The sequence below is a fragment of the Pantoea sp. DY-5 genome (assembly GCF_019795955.1).
Classification (GTDB): Bacteria; Pseudomonadota; Gammaproteobacteria; order Enterobacterales; family Enterobacteriaceae; genus Pantoea; species Pantoea leporis.
This window is the reverse complement of sequence record NZ_JAIMIE010000002.1, coordinates 578,263-600,360: the sequence shown is the minus strand read 5'-3', so window position 1 is coordinate 600,360 and position 22,098 is coordinate 578,263. Positions and strand designations below refer to the sequence as shown.

The following is a 22,098-nucleotide window of genomic DNA, read 5'->3' as shown; positions in this document are numbered from 1 at the left end:
GCTGAATCACACCTTGATTTGTGCTATTTTGCTCAGGTTTGCGCCAGGGGTAAGCGTGGCGCCGACGGATTAACACCGTTCATAACCGCAGTGATGCAGGCACAGGGATGCGATTAACAACTAAATTTTCTGCGTTTATTACCTTATTAAGTTTACTAGCGATGATATTGATGCTGGTGGGCTGCGCTTTTAGTTTTATCTGGCTATCGCAGCAGCGCGTGGAAACGCGGATGCAAACGCTGGCGACTGAAGTGGATAAAGCACTGGCTTCACAATCGCCGCAGGAAATCACGCAGTGGCTGACGCGCATGATGCCGGTGGTCAATGCCGAACAGGTGCAACTGCTGAACGGCGATACGTTAGTGTTCAGTTTAGCCCGCCATGAAAATCCGATGTTAGAAGATGAGCCTAATCGCTTTGTGCAGTTCGATTTGCCCCTGACGCATTCGCCGGGCCTCGAACTGCGCGTGGTGGTGCTGGATCCGGCCAAAACGCTGTTTCGCTCCTTTACCGGCACTTATACGCTGGTGGTCCTGTTTACGGTCGTCGCCATTATGTGCGTGCTGCTGGTCATGACCAACCGCTGGCTCAAGCGGCGCTGGCAGGATATGGAGCAATTAGAAGCGCGCGCCGATCGCATTCTGGCCGGTGAACGTCGTTCGCAGGAGGACCATGTCGCGGAATGGCCGCCGAAAGCCAGTCGCGCCATCGATGCGCTGCTGGGCGATTTGCAGGAGGCGGGCGAGCAGCGTTTACGCATCGACACCTTAATTCGCACATTTGCGGCGCAGGATCCGCGTACCGGCCTAAACAATCGTTTGTTCTTTGATAACCAATTGGCGACATTGCTGGAAGATCAGGAAGATGTCGGCACGCACGGTGTGGTGATGATGGTGCGTCTGCCGGACCTTGATATGCTGCACGAAACCCTCGGCCCAACGCTGGTGGAAGAGTATCTGTTTGATTTGATTAATATGCTATCGACCTTTGTGCTGCGCTATCCGGGCGCGCTGCTGGCGCGATATTTCCGCAGTGATTTCGCCGTCTTGCTGCCGCATCGCACTTTAAAAGAAGCCAACAGCATTGCCGATCAACTGATTAATGCCGTCGATTCACTGCCGCCAATGCGCATGGTCGATCGTGATGATTTGATCCACATCGGCATCAGCGCGTGGCGCAGCGGTCAGAGCGTGTCGCAGGTGATGGAAAATGTGGAGATGGCTACGCGGCGTGCGGCATTGCAGGGCGGTAATAGCTGGTCGGTTGGCGAAGGCAATACGCTGGATATGGGGCGCGGCAGTGTGCGCTGGCGGACCTTGCTGGAGAACACGCTCAATCGTGGTGGTCCGCGACTTTACCAAAAGCCGGCGGTGTTGCTGGATGGAAAAGTCCATCATCGTGAATTACTGACGCGTGTGTTTGATGGCGACAAAGAAGTGGTGTCGGCTGAGTTTATGCCGCTGGTATTGCAGCTGGGTATGACTGACAGCTGGGATCGTCAACTGGTGACGCGCATCGCGGCGCTTTCGGAAGTGTGGCCGGATGAAACTCTGGCACTTCCCGTGAATATTGATTCGCTGTTGCAGCGGCCTTTTCAGCGCTGGCTGCAAAAACTGCTGCTGCAGTGCAGCAAATCGCAAAGAAAACGTTTTTTATTTGAACTTGCTGAGGCCGACGTTTGTCAACACATCAGCCGTTTAGTGCCGGTTTTTCACATGTTAACCGCATTTGGCTGTCGCATTGCGGTGGATCAGGCCGGTTTGACGGTGGTGAGCAGCGCTTATATCAAACAATTCCCGATAGAAGTGATTAAACTTGCGCCGGGTTTGGTACGCAATATTGAACGACGCACCGAGAACCAGCTGTTTGTGCAGAGCTTGCTGGAAGTGTGTAAGTCATCGCCAACTCAAGTTTTCGCCGCGGGTGTGCGAACACGCGCGGAGTGGCAAACGCTGTCGGGATTAGGTGTTTCGGGCGGGCAGGGCGATTTCTTTGCGCCTTCGTTGCCGGTCAACAGTAATGTAAAGAAACACTCGCAACGTTATCGAATTTAGACCTTCAGCGCGCGAAGTGCAGGCTGATGGCTGTTTTTATCGCTTATTAGTGCCGGAGCGCGCGATGCTGGCGGCTGGAAATGTTAGATTTTATGTCGAAATTCGCCGGCTAGCGCCGGGGCAATTTAGGTTAAAACGGCGTATTAACGCCATTTAACTGCGGCAAAAGACCCTACGATCAGGCCAAAAAAGTATTCAGCGTATTTTTTCACCGAAGCCGAACGTTTTTGCGCCTTGTAGCGGCTTCGCGTGGTTGGTAAAGTAGGCGGATTTTATTTTCCGCCCCCAGCTTGCAGGATTATCCCTTAGTATGTTTAAAAAATTTCGTGGCATGTTTTCCAATGACTTGTCCATTGACCTGGGTACCGCGAATACCCTGATTTACGTGAAAGGACAAGGCATCGTGTTAAACGAGCCTTCTGTGGTTGCCATTCGTCAGGATCGTGCCGGCTCCCCAAAGAGCGTAGCGGCTGTCGGTCATGATGCTAAGCAGATGCTGGGCCGTACGCCGGGCAACATCGCTGCTATCCGTCCTATGAAAGATGGCGTGATCGCCGACTTCTTCGTTACCGAAAAAATGCTGCAGCACTTCATTAAGCAAGTGCATAGCAATAGCTTTATGCGTCCAAGCCCGCGTGTGCTGGTCTGCGTACCGGTGGGTGCGACCCAGGTTGAGCGTCGCGCCATCCGTGAATCTGCACAGGGTGCAGGCGCACGCGAAGTGTTCCTGATTGAAGAGCCAATGGCTGCGGCGATTGGTGCAGGTCTGCCGGTTTCTGAAGCAACCGGTTCTATGGTGGTGGATATCGGTGGTGGTACCACTGAAGTAGCAGTGATCTCGCTGAACGGCGTGGTTTACTCCTCTTCTGTGCGTATTGGTGGTGACCGCTTCGATGAAGCTATCATTAATTATGTTCGCCGCAACTACGGTTCACTGATTGGTGAAGCGACTGCAGAGCGTATCAAGCATGGTATCGGTTCTGCTTATCCGGGCGATGAAGTACACGAGATTGAAGTTCGCGGCCGTAACCTGGCAGAAGGTGTGCCACGTGGCTTTACCCTGAACTCGAACGAGATTCTTGAAGCGCTGCAGGAACCGCTGACCGGCATCGTGAGCGCGGTGATGGTTGCACTGGAACAGTGCCCGCCAGAGCTGGCCTCTGACATCTCCGAGCGCGGTATGGTGCTGACCGGCGGTGGCGCATTGCTGCGTAACCTCGATCGCCTGCTGATGGAAGAGACCGGTATTCCGGTGGTCGTGGCAGAAGATCCGCTGACCTGCGTAGCACGCGGCGGTGGTAAAGCGCTGGAAATGATCGACATGCATGGCGGCGATTTGTTCAGCGAGGAGTAATTCCTCAACGGCTGAGGCCCTGGTCAAATTGCGCAGGGAATAGCGCCTATGCTGACGCTGCTGCTGCAACGCACGACGGCGAGATGCGTCCAGCTCTGGAGGCGTTGGCTATTAGGCTAACGCTTCTTCCCTGATGTCGAGGAACACGCAGAATTTATGAAGCCGATTTTTAGCAGGGGACCTTCCCTGCAGTTGCGCCTCTTTCTGGCAGTCATTGTGGCTATCGCGATTATTATCGCCGATAGCCGCGTGAGCTCCTTTTCCCAGATCCGCAACTACCTGGACACGTCGGTCAGTCCATTTTATTTTTTGGCCAACGGGCCAAGACAACTTCTTGATGGCGTTTCCGAAACGCTGGCGTCCCGTCAGCAATTGGAGCTGGAAAATAAAGCACTGCGCCGTGAGCTCTTCCTGAAAAACAGTGACTTGCTGATGCTGGGGCAATATAAGCAGGAAAACGCGCGTCTGCGCGAACTGCTTGGCTCGCCGCTGCGCCAGGATGAGCATAAGATGGTGACGCAGGTGATCTCCACCGGCACCGATCCTTATACCGATCAGGTGGTTATCGACAAAGGCAGCGTAAACGGTGTTTACGAAGGCCAGCCGGTGATCAGTGATAAAGGTGTGGTCGGTCAGGTGGTCGCGGTCGGTCAGGTGACCAGTCGCGTATTACTGATTTGCGATGCCTCGCATGCATTGCCGATTCAGGTGTTGCGTAACGATATTCGCGTGATTGCTGCCGGTAATGGCTGCAGCGAAGATCTGCAGCTGGAGCATCTGCCGGGCAACACCGATATTCGCGTCGGCGATGTGCTGGTCACGTCTGGCCTGGGCGGCCGCTTCCCGGAAGGTTATCCGGTTGGCGTTGTCTCCTCGGTGAAAGTCGATACACAGCGTGCTTACACGGTGATTCAGGCGCGTCCAGCAGCTGGCTTGCAGCGTTTGCGCTATCTGTTACTGCTGTGGGGCGCGGATCGCAACGGCGTGGCACCAATGGCACCGGACGAAGTGCATCGCGTGGCCAACGAACGTTTAATGCAGATGATGCCGCAGGTTCTGCCGCCAGCAGGCGAAATGGGCCCTCCGGCACCGGATACCTTGCAGTCGTCGCAGCAAATGGGGCCACCGCAACCCGCTAATGGCAGTCGTTCGCAAGGGAATTCTGCGAACACACGCGGAGGCCAGCCTTGAGTCGATATCGCAGCCAGGGCCGATGGGTTATCTGGCTGTCCTTTCTGATTGCCCTTATCCTGCAAATCATGCCGTGGCCGGAACAGATCTATATGTTCCGGCCTTCATGGCTATTACTGATCCTCATTTACTGGGTGCTGGCGCTGCCGCATCGGGTGAATGTCGGCACCGGTTTTTGTCTCGGTGCGATCATGGATCTGGTGGCCGGTTCAACACTTGGCGTGCGCGCATTAGCCTTTAGCATCATCGCGTATCTGGTGGCCTTTAAATTTCAGTTATTCCGAAACTTAGCGTTGTGGCAGCAGGCATTAATGGTTATGGTGCTGTCCCTTGCGGTGGATGTGATTGTTTTCTGGGCAGAATTCCTGGTGATCAACGTTTCTTTCCGTCCGGAAATCTTCTGGAGTAGCGTGGTCGACGGCGTCCTGTGGCCCTGGCTATTCTTATTGATGAGAAAGATTCGCCGTCAATTCGCTGTTCAGTAAGGAATACTATGATAAGCCTGTACCTCGCATCCGGTTCACCGCGTCGACGTGAGCTGTTAACGCAGCTTGGTCTGCAATTTGAACGCCTGATTACCCACGTAGAAGAGCAGCGTAAGCCAGAAGAAGCGGCTGAAGCTTACGTGCGTCGTCTGGCCTCAGATAAGGCGCGCGCGGGCGTCGCGGTGGCACCGCAGGATCTGCCGGTGCTGGGTGCTGATACCATCGTGGTGCTGAACGGTGAAGTACTGGAAAAACCGCAGGATGCCGCGCACGCCGCCGCGATGCTGAGCAAGCTGTCGGGACAAACTCATCAGGTGATGACCGCGGTGGCGCTGGCCGATACGCAGCGTGAGCTGGATTGTCTGGTGACCACGGACGTGACCTTCCGCACGATGACGGCGGAGGAAATTTCGCACTATATTGCCAGTGGCGAGCCGATGGATAAAGCCGGCGCGTACGGAATTCAGGGCCTTGGCGGCAATTTTGTCCGCAAGATTAATGGAAGTTATCACGCCGTGGTGGGATTGCCGCTGGTTGAGACCGGTGAGCTGCTGAGTCATTTTCAGTCACTGCGGGCGTTAAGGGGACAAGATGACGGCTGAACTGCTGGTAAATGTGACACCTTCGGAAACCCGTGTTGCCTACATTGATGGCGGCATTCTGCAGGAAATCCACATTGAGCGTGAAGCACGACGTGGCATCGTGGGCAACATCTATAAAGGACGCGTCAGTCGCGTCTTACCTGGCATGCAAGCGGCCTTTGTCGATATCGGCATGGAAAAAGCCGCCTTTCTGCACGCTTCCGACATCATGCCGCACACCGAATGCGTGGCGGGTGATGAGAAGAAAAATTTTGTGGTGCGCGACATTGGCGAGCTGGTGCGTCCCGGCCAGGATCTGATGGTGCAGGTGGTGAAAGATCCGCTGGGCACCAAAGGTGCGCGCCTCACCACCGACATTACTTTGCCTTCGCGCTATCTGGTGTTTATGCCTGGCGCGTCACACGTCGGCGTCTCGCAGCGTATTGAGAGCGAGGCCGAGCGTGAACGACTGAAAACGGTGGTTGCAGCGCACTGTGACGATCTCGGCGGCTTTATTATTCGTACCGCTGCGGAAGGCATTGGTTCAGAAGAGTTGTCGCAGGATGCCGCTTTCCTGAAACGTTTGTGGACCAAAGTCAGCGAGCGTAAAAAGCGTAATCAGACGCGCTGCCTGCTCTACGGTGAGCTGGCGTTAGCGCAGCGCGTGCTGCGTGATTTCGCCGGTGCCGCGCTGGATCGCATTCGCGTGGACTCACGTTTGACCTGCGATTTGCTGGTGGAATTTACCAGCGAATATATTCCGGAAATGGCCAGCAAGCTGGAGCTTTACAGCGGCAAACAGCCGATTTTTGATCTGTTTGACGTTGAGAACGAAATCCAGCGTTCGCTGGAGCGTAAGGTCGAGCTAAAATCCGGCGGCTATCTGATTATCGATCAAACCGAAGCCATGACCACGGTGGATATCAACACCGGCGCGTTTGTCGGACACCGCAATCTCGACGAGACCATCTTCAACACCAACATTGAAGCGACGCAAGCGATCGCGCGTCAGCTGCGACTGCGCAACCTCGGCGGCATCATCATTATCGATTTCATCGACATGAGTAACGACGAGCATCGCCGCCGTGTGCTGCATTCGCTGGAGAGCGCGCTGAGCAAAGATCGGGTGAAAACCGGCATCAATGGTTTCTCGGCGCTCGGTTTGGTGGAGATGACGCGTAAACGCACGCGTGAAAGTATTGAACATGTGCTGTGCGCCGATTGCCCGGTGTGTAAAGGGCGCGGCACCTTGAAAACGGTGGAAACCGTCTGCTATGAGATCATGCGTGAAATTGTGCGCGTGCATCACGCCTACGATTCCGACCGTTTCCTGGTGTACGTTTCCCCGGCGGTCGGCGACGCGTTAAAGGGCGAAGAGTCACACGCGCTGGCGGAAGTGGAGATCTTCGTCGGTAAACAGGTCAAAGTTCATGTTGAACCGCTCTATACCCAAGAGCAGTTTGATGTCGTCATGATGTGATATTGAGGTTGAGTTCCGCAAGCCAACGGACAGCAAGGAGAGGTGTGTGAGGCGGTTGCCGAGGATTTTGTTACTGCTGCTCGCCGCAATCATCGTAATTGTGGCGCTGCTGGTCAGCGGGTTGCGCCTCGTGATGCCGCACCTCAACAGTTATCGCAGCGATATTCTGCAGACGATCTCACGCGTCAGCGGCGTCACGGTGACGGCCAGCGAACTGCAGGGCAAATGGGAGAATTTTGGCCCGACGCTGCAGATGCGCAATCTCAACGTCGCGATGCAGGAAGATGGGCAATTGACCATCGGCCGCGTCAATCTGGCGCTCAACGTGTGGCAATCGCTGCTGCACTGGCGCTGGCAATTCCGCGATCTCACCTTCTGGCAGCTGCATCTCGAAACCAATCACCCGCTGTTCACCAGTGACGAACAGAAGAACAGCTTCAAACCGGCGCAAATTAACGATCTGTTTTTGCGTCAGTTCGATCACTTCGATCTGCGCGACAGCAGCATCCGTTTTCTGACGCCGTCCGGCCAGCATGCTGAACTGGCGATTCCACGCCTTACCTGGCTGAACGAAAATACCCGTCACCGCGCCGAGGGCGAAGTGAGCCTCTCCAGTTTTACCGGCCAGCATGGCGTGGTGCAGGTGAGGCTCGATCTCAACGACAGCAACGGTTTACTCAGCGATGGCCGCATCTGGATGCAGGCCGATGATGTGGATGTGCGACCGTGGATTGGTCCGTGGCTGCGTGATAACACCAGCCTTGAAAGCGCGCGCTTCAGTCTGGCCGCGTGGGCGAATTTGCGCGATGGCGATCTCTACGCCGGTGATTTGCTGTTGAGCAAAGGTGGCGCGCGCTGGCGCGGCGAGCAGGGCGATCATCAATTAGAGGTTGATGGCTTAACCGCGCACTTGTCGCGCTACCAGAATGGCTGGAGCCTTTCGGTACCGCAAACCCGCTTGAGAACGGATGGCATCGCATGGGCGCCAGGACATTTTTCCCTGCTGTGGAAGCCGGAAGATAAGCAGATGCTCGGCGCCAACAGTGCGCCGGAGATGCGCGTGCGTGCCACGCAGCTGGATTTAGAACGTCTGGCGCCCATCGTTCCGCTGTTTGCACCGCTTTCTCCAACCTTGCTGGATAACTGGCGTGCGCTGCAGCCGCGCGGCCACATTGATGCGCTGGCGCTGGATATTCCGCTGCAGCAGCCTGAGCAAACGCGTTTGCAGGTGAAATGGCGCGATCTCGCCTGGCAGCAGTGGGAATTACTGCCGGGTATCAGCAATCTCAGCGGGAGCGCCAGCGGTAGCTTAAACAACGGCTTGCTGGATGTGGCGATGGGCCAGGCGGAAGTACCGTACGGCGATATGTTCCAGGCTCCGCTGCAGATTAAACAGATCACTGGCCAGCTCAACTGGCTACGCGATGCTAACGGCTTAACGCTGGATGGACATCAGCTGGATGTGCAGGCCCGTTCGCTGTGGGCACGAGGCGATTTCCGCTACCAGCAGAATTTGGGTAGCGCGCCGCGCCTCGATATTCTCGCCGGAATTCGCGTTACCGATGCTGGCGATGCGTGGCGTTATTTCCCGCAGCAGCTGATGGGCCACGATCTTACTCACTATCTCAGTGACGCGATTAAAGGCGGGCAGGTGGATAACGCCACGCTGCTGTTTGCTGGCGATCCCTCGCTGTTCCCGTTCAAACACAATGACGGCATGTTTGAAGTTTGGGTTCCGCTGCGCAATGCCACCTTCCAGTTCCAGCCAGGCTGGCCTGCGCTGGAAAACCTCGACATCAATCTCGACTTCCTCAACAACGGTTTGTGGATGAAAGCCGATAAAACCAGGCTCGGCGAGGTTGATGCGCGTAATGTCAGCGCGGTGATCCCGGATTACCTGAAAGAGAAGTTGATCATTGATGGTGACATCAGCGGCGAAGGCAAAAAAATCGCTGACTATTTCGAGCAAACGCCGCTGAAACCGACGCTCGGCGCGGCGCTGCAGGAGCTACAGATTGGCGGCAATGTGCGCGGCACGTTGAATCTTGATATTCCACTGGATGGCGAGCAGGTGCACGCCAGCGGCAATGTGGTGCTGAACAACAACAGCCTGCATATCAAGCCGTTAAATACCACGCTGAACAATCTCACCGGCCGCTTCCGTTACAATAACGGCAATCTGGAGAGTGAAGAGCTGCAGGCCAACTGGTTCGGACAGCCAACCGGCGTGAGTTTCAGCACGAAAGAGAATCCCAACGATTTTGGCGTGAACGTCAAACTGCTGGGCGATTGGCAGCCAGGTAAACTCAAGGTGCTGCCGGATGCCATCACGCGTCAGTTAGACGGTTCTTTACCGTGGCAGGGCAATGTGGATATCACGCTGCCGCATAAAGGCGGCGCAACCTACAAAGTGGCACTGCAAGGCGAGGGCAAAGCAGTAAGCAGTCACTTACCAGCACCGCTGGATAAAGCGGCTGGTGAAGCGATGCCGATTACCATCAACGCGGATGGCGATCTGAAAGGCTTTACCTTGAGCGGCAGCGTGCGCGAGCGCCATCGTTTCAATAGCCGCTGGATTCTGGAGCCGCAGCTGCGCGTTGATCGCGGGATCTGGCTGAATGATGCGAAAAGCACACCGAAGCTGCCCGAGAAGCGCGGCATGGAGCTGAATCTCCCGCCGCTGAATGGCGAAGCCTGGATGGGGATGATGGCTGGCGCGGGCAGTGCGCGTAACGCTCAGGGCGAGCCGGAAGTGGGCGGCGCGGCGCTGCCGGGCGACTTTATTCTGCGCACACCGGCGCTGACGCTTGGTGGTCAGCAATGGCACGACGTTAACGCTACCGTTACGCAGGGGCCAGCCGGCAATACCCACTTGCAGCTGGAGAGCCGTGAAGCACGTGGCAGTTTGCAGACGGCGCAGCGCTCTCCGTGGCAGATCAACCTGAGCTATCTTTACTACAATCCTGAATGGGCTGAGAAAAGCGATGGAAAATCATCGCCGTTTGGCGGCAACAGCAGCAACATCAACTTCAGCAGCTGGCCAGCGTTGCAGCTCAACTGTGATGAGTGCTGGATTCGCGGGCAGAAGTTTGGCCATATGCAGGCGAAGCTTCAGCCACAAGGCGATACGTTAGCACTTACTAACGCCTCGATTGATTCTGGCAGCTCTAAATTGAACGTGACGGGTGAATGGGTGAATAAACCCGGCGATCAGCGTACTTCGCTAAAGGGCAGCCTGAGCGGCGACAACATCAATGACGCGGCTAACTGGTTTGGCATGAATACGCCGCTGCGCGATGCACCGTTTAAACTCGATTACGATCTGCACTGGCGTTCTGCGCCGTGGCAGCCATCGGAAGATACGCTAAGCGGTACGCTGAAAACCCACTTTGGCAAAGGTCAGATCGCCGATGTGAATACCGGTCGCGCCGGGCAGTTACTGCGCCTGTTTAGCTTTGATGCCTTGCTACGCAAGATGCGCTTCGATTTCAGCGACACCTTTAGTGACGGTTTCTATTTCGATTCGATCAACGGCACCGCGTGGATTGAAAACGGTGTGATGCGTACCGATAACCTGCTGGTGGATGCCCTGGAAGCGGATATCGCCATGAAGGGCAACATCGATTTGGTGAAGCGTCAGATCGACATGGAAGCGGTGGTCGCCCCGGAAATCTCCGCGTCGGTTGGCGTCGCCACTGCATTCGTCATCAATCCGGTGGTCGGTGCTGCGGTCTTCGCCGCCAGCAAAGTGCTGGGACCGCTGTGGAATAAGATTTCACTGTTGCGTTACCACATCAGCGGACCGCTGGATAAGCCGGAAATCAATGAAGTACTGCGCAAACCGCGTGAAGACGAGAAGAAGTGAATTTGACGCCGTCGGGTAATTGCCGCAGGCTATGACTATCCGAGCACATAATGAGTGAGAAACGATGACTCTGAATCTGGTAAGTGAGCAGTTGCTAACTGCGAACAGCATTAATCAGCAGGACCTTTATTCCCTGTTAGGGCAGCTTTCAGAACGTCGTCTGGATTATGCCGATCTCTATTTCCAGTCCAGTTTCCACGAATCCTGGGTGCTGGAAGACAAAATTATTAAAGATGGTTCTTACCATATCGATCAGGGTGTGGGCGTCCGCGCCGTGAGCGGTGAGAAAACCGGTTTCGCCTACGCTGACCAGATTTCCCTGAATGCACTGCGTCAGTCGTCTGAAGCGGCGCGCAGCATCGTGCGTGAACAAGGCAACGGCAAAGCGCATACCTTATCGGCGGTGCTGAACCGTTCGCTGTATGCGCCCGTTAATCCGCTGGATAGCCTGACGCGCGAAGACAAAATTGCCCTGCTGCACCGTGTTGATAAAGTGGCGCGTGCTGCCGATCCACGTGTGCAGGAAGTGAATGCCAGTCTGAGCGGTGTTTACGAACAGGTGCTGGTCGCCGCAACTGACGGCACGCTGGCCGCAGATATTCGTCCGCTGGTGCGTCTTTCCATCAGCGTGCAAGTGGAAGATCAGGGTAAACGCGAACGTGGCTCAAGCGGCGGCGGTGCGCGTACCGGTTATGAATTCTTCCTCGCTGATGAGAGCGGTGATGTGCGTGCCGATGCCTGGGCGCGCGAAGCGGTGCGCATGGCGCTGGTCAATCTCTCCGCCGTGGCGGCACCCGCTGGCATGTTGCCGGTGGTGCTGGGCGCAGGTTGGCCGGGTGTGCTGCTGCACGAAGCAGTTGGACATGGTCTGGAAGGTGACTTCAACCGTCGTGCGACATCGGTATTCAGCGGCAAAATGGGCCAGCTGGTGGCTTCAGAGCTGTGTACCGTGGTTGACGATGGCACCATTGAAGGTCTGCGCGGTTCGCTGGCGGTCGATGATGAGGGCGTGCCGGGCCAGTACAACATGCTGATCGAAAATGGCGTGCTGAAAGGCTACATGCAGGACAAGCTGAATGCGCGCCTGATGGGCGTCAACCCAACTGGCAATGGTCGCCGTGAATCTTACGCGCACCTGCCAATGCCGCGCATGACCAATACTTACATGCTGGCAGGCAAATCGACGCCGCAAGATATCATTGAAAGCGTGGAGTACGGCATTTACGCGCCAAACTTCGGCGGCGGCCAGGTTGATATCACGTCCGGCAAGTTCGTGTTCTCCACCTCAGAAGCTTATCTGATCGAGAACGGCAAAGTGACGACGCCCGTAAAAGGCGCCACGCTGATTGGCTCCGGCATCGAAGCGATGCAGCAGATCTCGATGGTCGGCAACGATCTGGCGCTGGATAAAGGCGTCGGCGTATGCGGTAAAGAGGGACAAAGCGTACCGGTTGGCGTGGGTCAGCCAACGCTGAAGCTGGATAAAATCACCGTAGGTGGTACCGCCTAACGTTGTCAGGTCGCCATGTATGGCGACCTGAACATCTGCCCTCAACCTTTCCGATGCTGCTGATACTGCTGCGCTACCTGCCTGAAATACTCGGTCAGATAATCAATGCACACCTGCACTTTTAGCGGCAGCTTGTCTTTCTCGGTATAGAGCGCATAGACCGGGCGCGGCTCCGAGTGATATTGCGGGAACAGAATATCAATCTCCCCCGCATTGATCTCATCAATCACCCACATCAACGGCACATAGGCGATACCGCAACCTGCTTTCAGCCAGCGAATCAGCGTCTGCGAATCGTTGGTCACGAAACGGCCCTGCGGCGTAAGGCGGGTAACCAATCCTTCCGGCGCAACCAGTTCAAAAGTGTTATCCGGCCGCACGCTATATTCCAGCCACGAAAAATTATCGATCTCGCTGGGTTTTTCCGGCGTGCCATGCTGCGCCAGATAGCTCTTCGCCGCGCACACCACCATCGGCATTGCACCCAGCCGACGCGAGAACAAGTTCGAATCCTGCAGCGCGCCCACGCGCACCACCAAATCCAACCCGTTGGCGATCAAATCGGGGGCAGGAATGCCCGTCACCAGATTGACGCCCAAACCCGGATATTCGCGTAACATTTCGCTGGTCATCGCTGATAACACATTCTGCGCCATCGTCGATGAGCAGCCGATCCGTAGAATACCGATTGGCGTGTTGTTAAAGGCGTACAGCTGCTCGTGTACCTGCGACGCTTCCGCCAGCATGCGGCGACAGCCCTGAAAATAGATCTTTCCGGCCTCAGTCAAGCCAATGCTGCGCGTGCTGCGATTAAGCAATTTAACCTGTAACTCATCTTCCAGTTTGGCGACAATCTGGCTGATAGACGAAACGCTAAGCTGTAGCTGGCGCGCCGCGGCGGTAAATGAACCCAATTCAACCACTTTGGCGAAAATGGACATGCTTTTAAGTCGATCCATTGTTTACTCTGGCTAAAAAGTGATTTAGCTCACAATATGTAGAAAACGTATAGTCAAGCGCGTTACTATACGCGCGCTGGGTCTCTTCACTGCACCTGAACACGGCTGTGTTAGCCCGATGATACGCTATGATTAGCTCAACGCGGCCTGAATGTTGCCATCAGTTTATCCGTCATCCCCTGATCGTAAACCCAACGTGCTACACGGCACGTGGGCAGGTATCGGTGCAATCCGGCAAGGTCGAACTAAGGATCCGAAATGAGTGTGCTTCCGGTATTTGTCGTATTCGGGCTGAGTTTTCCGCCCATCTTCATTGAACTACTGGTTTCACTGGCGCTGTTCTGGCTGGTGAAACGCGTGCTAACGCCTAGCGGGATCTACGATCTGGTTTGGCATCCGGCACTGTTTAACACTGCGCTGTATTGCTGCGTGTTTTACCTTGTATCCCGTTTATTCGTCTGAGGTTTTTTAAGTGAAAGCGCTAATAAGAAAAATCGCGCGATACGCGATTACACTCCTGCTGGTTGTCATCGCCATCGTGATCATCTTCCGCGCCTGGGTGTTCTACACCGAATCACCGTGGACGCGTGATGCCAAATTCTCTGCCGATGTGGTGGCGATCTCGCCTGACGTCACCGGCATCATCACTGACGTGCCGGTGCACGACAACCAGCTGGTTAAAAAAGGCGACACGCTGTTTGTGGTTGATCGTCCGCGCTACCAAAAAGCGCTGGACGAAGCCCAGGCGGATGTCGAATATTACCAGGCTTTGGTGAGTGAAAAACGCCGTGAAGCCAGTCGCCGCAATCAGTTGGGGACCAGCGCGATGTCGCGTGAAGCGATTGAGCAATCCAACAACGATCTGCAAACCAGCGAGCATCAGCTGGCGAAGTCTGTGGCCACGCGCGACCTGGCGGTGATCGACCTCGATCGCACCACTATCAAAGCGCCATCTGACGGCTGGGTCACCAACCTCAATGTCTATCAGGGCGAATTCATCACGCGCGGCTCGGTAGCCGTGGCGCTGGTGCAACAGCACTCCTTCTATGTGCTGGCCTATATGGAAGAGACCAAGCTGGATGGCGTGCGTCCGGGCTTCCGCGCGCAAATCACGCCGTTGGGGAGCAACGCGGTACTGCGCGGCACCGTTGACAGTATCGCGGCGGGCGTAACCAACAGCAGCAGCACCAGCGACAGCAAAGGCATGGCAACCATCGACTCGAATCTGGAGTGGGTGCGTCTGGCGCAGCGTGTGCCGGTGCGTATTCGTCTCGACGAGCAACCGGGCAACCGCTTCCCGGCGGGAACCACGGCGACGGTGGTGATCACCGGTGCGCAGGATCGCGAAACCAAAGTCTCGCCGCTGGCACAGTTGTTCAATCGCCTGCGTGAGTTTGGTTAAGCGAGGGCGATATGATTGAGTTTTTGCGTTTCCCGGTGAAGCTCACCTTCGCGCTGGTTGCGGCGTTGATGATTGGCTTTCACTTCAATCTGGAAACGCCGCGTTGGGCGGTAATGACCGCCGGCATCGTGGCCGGTGGTACCGCCTTTGCTGCGGGGGGCGATCCCTATTCTGGCGCGCTGCGCTATCGCGGCATTCTGCGCATCATCGGTACTTTTATTGGCTGTATCGCCGCGCTCACCATCATGATTGCCACGGTGCGCGCGCCGGTGGTGATGCTGCTGCTGTGCTGTATGTGGGCCGGCATGTGCGTGTGGCTCTCTTCGCTGATCAAAGTCGAAAACTCCTATGCGTTGGGTCTTGCCGGTTACACCGCGCTGATCATCGTGGTGACGGCGGATGCCAGCGGCGGCTTAACGCTGGCTCCGCAGTACGCGGTTGAGCGCTGCAGTGAAATCGTCATCGGTATTCTGTGTGCCATCCTCGCCGACATGCTGTTCTCGCCGCGTTCGATCAAGAAAGTGATTGAGCAGGAAGTGGACGCGCTGCTGGTGGCGCACTACAAATTGCTGCAGCTGTGCGTCGCGCATGAAGACAAAGAGGAAGTGGATAAAGGCTGGAGCGCGTTAGTGCGTCGCACCACGGCACTCAACGGCATGCGCGGCCAGCTGATGATGGAATCCTCACGCTGGAAAAACTCCAGCCGCCGCCTGCAAATGCTCAACACCTTATCGCTGACGCTGATCACGCAGGCCGCCGAAACTTTCCTGATTCAAAACTCGCGTCCGGAATACATTCCACCGCACTATCGTTTGCTGATCGAAAAAGAGGTCAACAGCGTCAACGATGTGCATAAGCGCATGAAGGTGATGCGTCGCCTGATTGGCGTGAGCAGCAAAACCGTGCCGGTGACGCTGGCGAGTTGGGTCGGCGCGGCCACTGAATATCTGCTGCTGATTAACGGCATTAAAAGTAATAGCCGCATCACCACGTTGGAAGAGAGCATTCTGCAGCGTGAGGTAGTGATTCAGGTGCGCTCTGCGGAAACCCATCACGCGATGATCAACGGTATACGTACCTTCGTCGCCACCGCGCTGGGATCGCTGTTCTGGCTGTATACCGGCTGGACATCAGGCAGCGGCTGCATGGTGATGCTGGCGGTGATTACCGCGCTGGCGATGCGTATGCCGAATCCGCTGATGATGGCGAAAGATTTTCTTTACGGCATGACGGTTGCGGTGCCGCTCGGCGCGCTCTACTTCATCTTTATTCTGCCCGCGACCCAGCAAAGTGCGCTGCTGTTGTGTATCGCCATCGGCGCGCTGGGTTTTATCGGCGGCATCTTCGTGCAGCGTCGTCAGTTGGGTACGCTGGGTGCGTTGATTGGTACCATCAACGTGCTGGTGCTGGATAACCCGATGAAGTTCGAGTTCAACGTATTCCTCGATAACGTGCTGGGCCAGGTGATTGGCTGCTTTGTAGCGATGATGGTGATTCTGCTGATTCGCGATAAATCCAAAGAGCGTACCGGACGTAAACTGCTGAATCGCTTTATGTATGCGGCAGTTGCTGCCCTGACCACTAATCAGGCGCGTCGTCGTGAAAACCACTTGCCGGCGCTGTATCAGCAATTGTTTTTGCTGCTCAACCTGTTCCCCGGCGATATCGATAAATACCGGATCGCGCTGACCCTGATTATCGGCCATCAACGCCTGCGCAATGCTGAAGTACCGGTGAATGCAGATCTCTCGGCCTATCACCGCCAGCTGCGCTACACCGCCGACCGCATTATCTCCGCGACCAGCGATGATAAGCGGCGCTATTACTTCGAGCGGCTGCTCAAGGAGCTGGATGTGTATCAGGAAAAGCTGCAGCACTATGCTGCGCCTGATAACGTCACCGAGCCGGTGAAACGGCTGGCGCTGATGCTGGATAAGTATCAGAACACCTTAATACAAATCTGAAACTGGCCGCTGCAACCTGCAGCGGCCTTTTAGATCCCACGCTGACACAAAAACCTCTGATATTGGCATCTATACTTTCCTGACAGGACGCAAACTGACAGGAGAAAACCGATGTCCACTTCCCTGCAACAACACGAATTTTTCAAGACCGGCTATTTCGCTGATGGTCAGTGGCATAAAGCCAGCGCCACCTTTGAGGTGACCAATCCTGCCACCGGCGAAGTTATCGCTAACGTGGCGAAAGCCGGCCAGCAAGAAACCGAACAGGCGATTGCCGCCGCGCAGCGTGCGTTTCCCGCCTGGCGCGATAAAACCGCCAAGGCGCGTGCCGAAATCCTCTATCGCTGGTATCAACTGATCATTGAGAACAAAAGCTGGCTCGGCCAGTTGATGACCGCCGAGCAGGGTAAACCGCTTAAAGAAGCCGAAGGTGAAGTGGAATACGCCGCCAGCTTTATTCAGTGGTTTGCCGAGCAGGCGAAACGCGCCAACGGTGAAATCATCCCGCCGGCTAAACCAGGCTCGCGCATTCTGGCGACGCGCGAACCAATTGGTGTGGTCGCGGCGATCACGCCGTGGAATTTCCCGATGGCGATGCTGACGCGCAAACTTGGCCCCGCATTGGCCGCAGGCTGTACCGGCATCATCAAACCCGCTAACAACACACCGCTGAGCGCCTTCGCGTTGCTGGCGCTGGCGCAGAAAGCCGGTGTGCCTGATGGCGTACTCAATGCGGTGGCGGGCGATACGCATGCCATCAGCGACGCGATTATGGCCAGCAAGGCGGTGCGCAAAATCTCCTTTACTGGTTCCACCGCGGTAGGCAAAACGCTGATGCGTAATGCGGCTGAAACCATGAAAAAAGTCTCGATGGAGTTAGGCGGCAACGCGCCTTACATCGTGTTTGATGATGCCGATATTGATGCGGCGGTGCATGGCGCGATTGCCAACAAATTCCGCAACGCCGGGCAGGTGTGCGTCAGCGTCAACCGCTTCTATGTGCACAACGCGGTCTACGATCGCTTCGTTAATCAATTGGCCGATGCGGTGGGCAAACTAAAAGTCGGAAATGGCGTGGAAGAAGGCGTGATCGTTGGCCCGCTGATTGAGCCGTCCGCGCTGGAGAAAGTGGAGGAGCACGTCAAAGATGCATTGAGTAAAGGCGGCAAATTGCTGGTCGGCGGCGAACGTCATCCTCTTGGCGGCAACTTCTGGCAACCAACGGTGATTGGCGAAGCGCATGAAGAGATGAAGCTGGCGCAGGAAGAGACGTTTGGTCCGGTTGCGGCTTGCTTCCGCTTTGACGATGAAGCCGAGGTGATTGCGCGCGCCAACAACACCGAATTTGGCCTGGCGGCTTACTTCTACACGCAGAATCTGCAACGGGTGTTCCGCGTCTCAGCGGCGCTGGAAGCGGGCATGATCGGCATTAACGAATGCGCGGTATCCACTGAGCTGGCACCGTTTGGCGGCGTGAAAGAGTCTGGACTGGGACGCGAAGGATCGGTGTTGGGGATGGAAGAGTATCTGGAAGTTAAAGCGTTGCACCTCGGCGGACTCAGCTAGCCGCAACAACCAAGAGGGCGTCATGATGAGAACCGAGCGTTTCGATTTCGACGAGATTGTCGATCAAGCCCATTTTTATCGACAGTTTAGCGATCGTTTTGCGCTAGCCGATCTCGCCATCAACGATCTTGACGATCTTTGGGATGCGATTGTCGGTGAGCAACTGCCGTTGCCGCTGGAGATTGAATTTGTAAATCTGGGGAAAGGGCAGAAACGCCGGTATGGCGCATTGATCCTGCTATTTGATGAAGCAGAAGAGGAGCTGGAAGGCCAGCTCCGCTTCAATATAAAGTAAAAAGGGCCCCGGCGAGCGGGGCCAAAGGGTTCGTCTTAATTGACGAGGAATTACTTATACAGCTCAGCTGTCACGTGGTAGCTGTCGCCGGTTTTCGCTTCAATCACTTTGTAAGCGCTGGCACCTTGCTCATCCGCTTTCTGAGAAAGCTCGGCGCGATAATCCATTGGCGAACCGCCGGTTCCGCTGATTGAAATGGTGCTGCCGGTAGGTTGCAGATTCTGCGCCTGTTGTTCGGTGACCAGTTGTGCTGCAGAAGCACCAAAGGCGAACAGGGAAAGCAGGGTAGCAGTTGCGATGGTTGTTTTGATTTTCATAATTTTCTCCTCGTTTAATCAACAACCTGCGGCAGAAAAGGGGGGCGGGTCGTCGATCTATTGCCTGGCGCCATCAAGACACCGGACGTTCAATTAGTGATTATTTGTACAGTTCAGCAGTTACGTGGAAAGTATCGCCACGGTTGCTTTCGATGATGCGGTAATGGCTGGCACCCTGCGCATCGGCTTTCTGTGACAGTTCCTGACGAACGTTGGTTTGGTCGCCGTCAACACCGCTCACGCTGATGGTTTGGTTCAGAGATTGCAACTGTTCAGCTTGTTGGTTTGAAACCAGGCTGGCGGCGCTCGCGCCAAAAGAAAGAACAGAAGCCAGGCCCAGTACTGCGATAGCTAATTTGGTTTTCATGATTCACTCTCCTGAAATGGGGGCCGGCAACCTGAGACGCAAGAGCGTCTCAAACGGGTCGCCGTTCACATTGCTTTTAAGTCAATAACTTATTTGTACAGCTCAGCGGTTGCGTGGTAGCTGTCACCGGTATTCGCCTCAACCACGCGATAGGCTTTCGCACCTTGCTGGTCGGCTTTATCGTTTAACTGCTGACGGATATCCATTGGAGAACCGCCCACGCCGCTGACGCTGATGGTGCCCGCAGGTTGCAGATTCGCTGCCTGTTCGGCATTAATAGAATCTGCTGCATAAGCACCAAATGACAGGGCAGAGAGAACACTCAAAGTCGCGATAGTAGTTTTAACGTTCATGATATTTTCCTCGTCGTCTATTTTTATCTTTTTCTTTCGTGTGATTTGCATCACGAAAACAAGTATAGATCTAATAACCCATGAAATTAATACTGAGCTAATAATGTTTGGTTGTAATTCTTTATCCTTATGGCACTTTTTTAGAACCTGAAGTTATAAAAAACGCCTGGATCTTAACCAGAGGTGGTTATTTCACCGTAAAAACAATGATCTACATCAAATTATCTTTTAGTGCGAAAGATCGTGGTTGATCTCGCTGGCTGATACAGATAGAGAAGGGAAAGACACTGAGCACAATGTGTGAAGCAGCGTAAAATAGCGCATAAGGTTAAACGGGCACAAAGGTCGTACCAATGATAGCGGCTGAAAAGAACCGACAGGCATATGGATAACTTATTATTTACAAAGGGATTTGTAACAGAATGGTTACGAATGAAGCGCAAAGGGCAAGATTACCGGCAGAGGAACTGCCGGTATGCAGCAGGGTTTTATAGCTCTTGTTCGAATAAAACCAGGATCGCGTCGTACAGCTGTTTTACCGAGAAGGTGCGCGCGGGGGTAATAAAGATGGTGTCATCACCGGCAATAGTGCCGAGAATGCCTTCCGCTTTGCCCAGCGAATCCAGCAGGCGCGCAATCAGCTGCGCCGCGCCCGGACTGGTGTGAATCACCACTAACGCATCGTTGTAATCGATATCCAGCACCAGATTTTTCAGCGGGCTGGTGGTAGTGGGCACGCCGAGTTCAGCAGGCAGGCAGTAAACCATCTCCATCTTGGCGTTGCGCGTGCGCACCGCGCCAAACTTGGTCAGCATGCGAGAAACTTTGGACTGATTAATATTCTCGAAGCCGTCTTCCTGCAGCGCCTGCACGATTTCGCCCTGGGAGCTGAATTTCTCTTCCTTCAATAAGGCTTTAAACGCCTTAATCAAGTCGTCTTGTTTCGATGGGTTTCGCATAAGCTACCAATTAAAAAGGGGTTGCAGAGGGCAACAGGCCCACGGCAGATAAATTATTATGCATTTAGATGAATTTTTATGCAATAAGTCTGGTAAGAGAATCGCGGTAATGACCTGCGGGGCGGGCATCATAACAGAATATGATGTTGCACCAAAATCGCGGGTGGACGCGCAAAGCGAAGGTTGCAAAGTTGTTATATTATTGAAGTGGTAACAACAATATCGATGATCATTGCCGTCCATTGTCTTCTGGCTGCGAATGAATCATTCAGGCGACTTCTGAAGTGGAGATGTCTCGGGAGCCGATTGCGGCGTAGTGTTTAGTGCGCGACAGGTTTAGTCGCTATCGCCTGAGAAGTTGATTAAACTCGTAACCTGATGGATTTTCGGCATATCTCTGCCCCACCTTAATAAGGAGTTCAGGATGAAAGTTGCCGTTCTCGGTGCCGCTGGTGGTATTGGCCAGGCGCTCGCACTGCTGCTCAAAACGCAATTACCCGCAGGCTCAGCTCTCTCACTTTACGATATCGCCCCGGTAACACCCGGTGTGGCGGTAGATCTCAGTCACATCCCAACGGCAGTCACCGTGGAAGGGTTTAGCGGTGAAGATGCTACGCCTGCGCTGCATGGTGCTGATGTAGTGCTGATTTCCGCGGGTGTGGCGCGTAAGCCGGGCATGGATCGCGCCGACCTGTTTAACGTTAACGCCGGTATCGTGCGTAACCTGATCGAACAGGTTGCCAGCACCGCGCCAAAAGCGCTGATTGGCGTCATCACCAATCCGGTGAATACCACGGTGGCGATTGCGGCCGAAGTGCTGAAAAAAGCCGGCGTGTATGACAAGAATCGCCTGTTTGGCGTTTCCACCCTCGATATCATTCGCGCCAATACCTTTGTCGCGACGCTGAAAGGCAAGCAGCCTAACGAGATTGAAGTGCCGGTGGTGGGCGGACATTCAGGCGTAACGATTCTGCCGCTGCTGTCGCAGGTGAAAGGCGTGAGCTTCAGCGATCAGGAAGTGGCTGATCTCACCAAACGTATTCAGAACGCGGGCACCGAAGTGGTGGAAGCCAAAGCCGGTGGCGGATCGGCGACGCTGTCGATGGGACAAGCGGCGGCCCGTTTTGGCCTTTCATTGATTCGCGCCCTGCAAGGCGAAGCCAACGTAGTTGAGTGCGCATATGTGGAAGGCGATGGTGAATATGCCCGCTTCTTCTCGCAGCCGCTGCTGCTGGGCAAAAACGGCATCGTTGAACGCCGTCCGCTGGGCACGCTGAGTGCCTTCGAACAGCAGGCGTTGAACGGCATGCTGGAAACGCTGAAGAAAGATATCGCGCAGGGCGAAGAGTTTGTGAAGTGATGCACTCTGAGCGGCAATAAAAAACGCCCGGCAACT

The 22,098-nt window shown here is 55.1% G+C and carries 19 protein-coding genes; 14 read left to right on the top strand and 5 right to left on the bottom strand.

Going from position 1 to position 22,098, the window contains the following annotated elements; all coding sequences use genetic code 11:
• The first annotated feature begins 107 nt into the window (after nucleotides 1-107).
• The 8 genes from csrD to tldD all read left to right on the top strand — a co-directional run bounded on the left by csrD (nucleotide 108) and on the right by tldD (nucleotide 12,520).
• The gene (csrD, locus tag K5Y30_RS11010; protein WP_222211394.1) at nucleotides 108-2,054 is read left to right on the top strand and encodes an RNase E specificity factor CsrD; all 1,947 of its coding nucleotides are present in this window, start codon (nucleotides 108-110) and stop codon (nucleotides 2,052-2,054) included.
• 310 nt (nucleotides 2,055-2,364) lie between these two features.
• On the top strand, nucleotides 2,365-3,408 hold the full coding sequence (gene mreB, locus K5Y30_RS11005; RefSeq protein ID WP_007891976.1) for a rod shape-determining protein MreB: 1,044 nt from the start codon (nucleotides 2,365-2,367) through the stop codon (nucleotides 3,406-3,408).
• Nucleotides 3,409-3,564: 156 nt separating this feature from the next.
• A complete protein-coding gene (mreC, locus tag K5Y30_RS11000) occupies nucleotides 3,565-4,599 on the top strand; it encodes a rod shape-determining protein MreC (RefSeq protein WP_222185322.1) in 1,035 nt (344 codons plus the stop codon).
• Nucleotides 4,596-5,084, top strand: a complete 489-nt coding sequence (gene mreD / locus K5Y30_RS10995) for a rod shape-determining protein MreD (protein ID WP_101762839.1) — start codon at nucleotides 4,596-4,598, stop codon at nucleotides 5,082-5,084. The genes mreC and mreD overlap by 4 nt, the downstream gene beginning before the upstream one ends.
• Before the next feature lie 8 nt (nucleotides 5,085-5,092).
• Entirely contained in the window at nucleotides 5,093-5,686 is a 594-nt protein-coding gene (locus K5Y30_RS10990) for a nucleoside triphosphate pyrophosphatase (RefSeq protein WP_222211392.1), read from the top strand.
• Nucleotides 5,676-7,145 (top strand): ribonuclease G, encoded by a 1,470-nt coding sequence (gene rng / locus K5Y30_RS10985; protein WP_101762841.1) that lies wholly within the window; start codon nucleotides 5,676-5,678, stop codon nucleotides 7,143-7,145. Before K5Y30_RS10990 ends, rng begins: the two co-directional genes overlap by 11 nt.
• Nucleotides 7,146-7,191: 46 nt before the next feature.
• Nucleotides 7,192-11,010 (top strand): AsmA2 domain-containing protein YhdP, encoded by a 3,819-nt coding sequence (gene yhdP / locus K5Y30_RS10980; protein WP_222211391.1) that lies wholly within the window; start codon nucleotides 7,192-7,194, stop codon nucleotides 11,008-11,010.
• A 64-nt stretch (nucleotides 11,011-11,074) separates the two neighbouring features.
• Nucleotides 11,075-12,520: a metalloprotease TldD gene (tldD, locus tag K5Y30_RS10975; protein ID WP_110867445.1), complete on the top strand. Its 1,446-nt coding sequence runs from the start codon at nucleotides 11,075-11,077 to the stop codon at nucleotides 12,518-12,520.
• 41 nt (nucleotides 12,521-12,561) lie between these two features.
• On the opposite strand, the gene aaeR is transcribed toward tldD, so the two are convergent.
• Nucleotides 12,562-13,479: an HTH-type transcriptional activator AaeR gene (gene aaeR / locus K5Y30_RS10970; RefSeq protein ID WP_101762846.1), complete on the bottom strand. Its 918-nt coding sequence runs from the start codon at nucleotides 13,477-13,479 to the stop codon at nucleotides 12,562-12,564.
• A 258-nt stretch (nucleotides 13,480-13,737) separates the two neighbouring features.
• Between aaeR and aaeX the strand changes: the two genes are divergently transcribed.
• The 5 genes from aaeX to K5Y30_RS10945 all read left to right on the top strand — a co-directional run bounded on the left by aaeX (nucleotide 13,738) and on the right by K5Y30_RS10945 (nucleotide 18,706).
• Nucleotides 13,738-13,941 (top strand): p-hydroxybenzoic acid efflux pump operon protein AaeX, encoded by a 204-nt coding sequence (gene aaeX / locus K5Y30_RS10965; protein WP_021508145.1) that lies wholly within the window; start codon nucleotides 13,738-13,740, stop codon nucleotides 13,939-13,941.
• A 10-nt stretch (nucleotides 13,942-13,951) separates the two neighbouring features.
• A complete protein-coding gene (gene aaeA / locus K5Y30_RS10960; protein ID WP_101762847.1) occupies nucleotides 13,952-14,881 on the top strand; it encodes a p-hydroxybenzoic acid efflux pump subunit AaeA in 930 nt (309 codons plus the stop codon).
• 11 nt (nucleotides 14,882-14,892) lie between these two features.
• Nucleotides 14,893-16,845 carry a p-hydroxybenzoic acid efflux pump subunit AaeB gene (gene aaeB / locus K5Y30_RS10955; protein ID WP_222211390.1) on the top strand — a complete coding sequence of 651 codons (1,953 nt, stop codon included), beginning with the start codon at nucleotides 14,893-14,895 and terminating at the stop codon, nucleotides 16,843-16,845.
• Nucleotides 16,846-16,956: 111 nt separating this feature from the next.
• Entirely contained in the window at nucleotides 16,957-18,411 is a 1,455-nt protein-coding gene (locus tag K5Y30_RS10950; protein ID WP_222211389.1) for an NAD-dependent succinate-semialdehyde dehydrogenase, read from the top strand.
• A gap of 25 nt (nucleotides 18,412-18,436) precedes the next feature.
• Nucleotides 18,437-18,706 (top strand): hypothetical protein, encoded by a 270-nt coding sequence (locus K5Y30_RS10945; RefSeq protein ID WP_036647722.1) that lies wholly within the window; start codon nucleotides 18,437-18,439, stop codon nucleotides 18,704-18,706.
• A gap of 50 nt (nucleotides 18,707-18,756) precedes the next feature.
• On the opposite strand, the gene yhcN (K5Y30_RS10940) is transcribed toward K5Y30_RS10945, so the two are convergent.
• The 4 genes from yhcN (K5Y30_RS10940) to argR form a co-directional block, all read right to left on the bottom strand.
• On the bottom strand, nucleotides 18,757-19,023 hold the full coding sequence (gene yhcN, locus K5Y30_RS10940; RefSeq protein ID WP_008101968.1) for a peroxide/acid stress response protein YhcN: 267 nt from the start codon (nucleotides 19,021-19,023) through the stop codon (nucleotides 18,757-18,759).
• Nucleotides 19,024-19,123: 100 nt separating this feature from the next.
• Complete coding sequence (locus tag K5Y30_RS10935) at nucleotides 19,124-19,390, bottom strand: YdgH/BhsA/McbA-like domain containing protein (RefSeq protein WP_007891990.1); 267 nt, start codon at nucleotides 19,388-19,390, stop codon at nucleotides 19,124-19,126.
• 89 nt (nucleotides 19,391-19,479) lie between these two features.
• Nucleotides 19,480-19,743, bottom strand: a complete 264-nt coding sequence (yhcN, locus tag K5Y30_RS10930; protein ID WP_222211388.1) for a peroxide/acid stress response protein YhcN — start codon at nucleotides 19,741-19,743, stop codon at nucleotides 19,480-19,482.
• 488 nt (nucleotides 19,744-20,231) lie between these two features.
• The gene (gene argR, locus K5Y30_RS10925) at nucleotides 20,232-20,702 is read right to left on the bottom strand and encodes a transcriptional regulator ArgR (RefSeq protein ID WP_008101964.1); all 471 of its coding nucleotides are present in this window, start codon (nucleotides 20,700-20,702) and stop codon (nucleotides 20,232-20,234) included.
• A gap of 424 nt (nucleotides 20,703-21,126) precedes the next feature.
• Here argR and mdh point away from each other — a divergent pair, with 424 nt between their 5' ends.
• Nucleotides 21,127-22,062, top strand: a complete 936-nt coding sequence (mdh, locus tag K5Y30_RS10920) for a malate dehydrogenase (RefSeq protein WP_222185330.1) — start codon at nucleotides 21,127-21,129, stop codon at nucleotides 22,060-22,062.
• The last annotated feature ends 36 nt before the right edge of the window (nucleotides 22,063-22,098 follow it).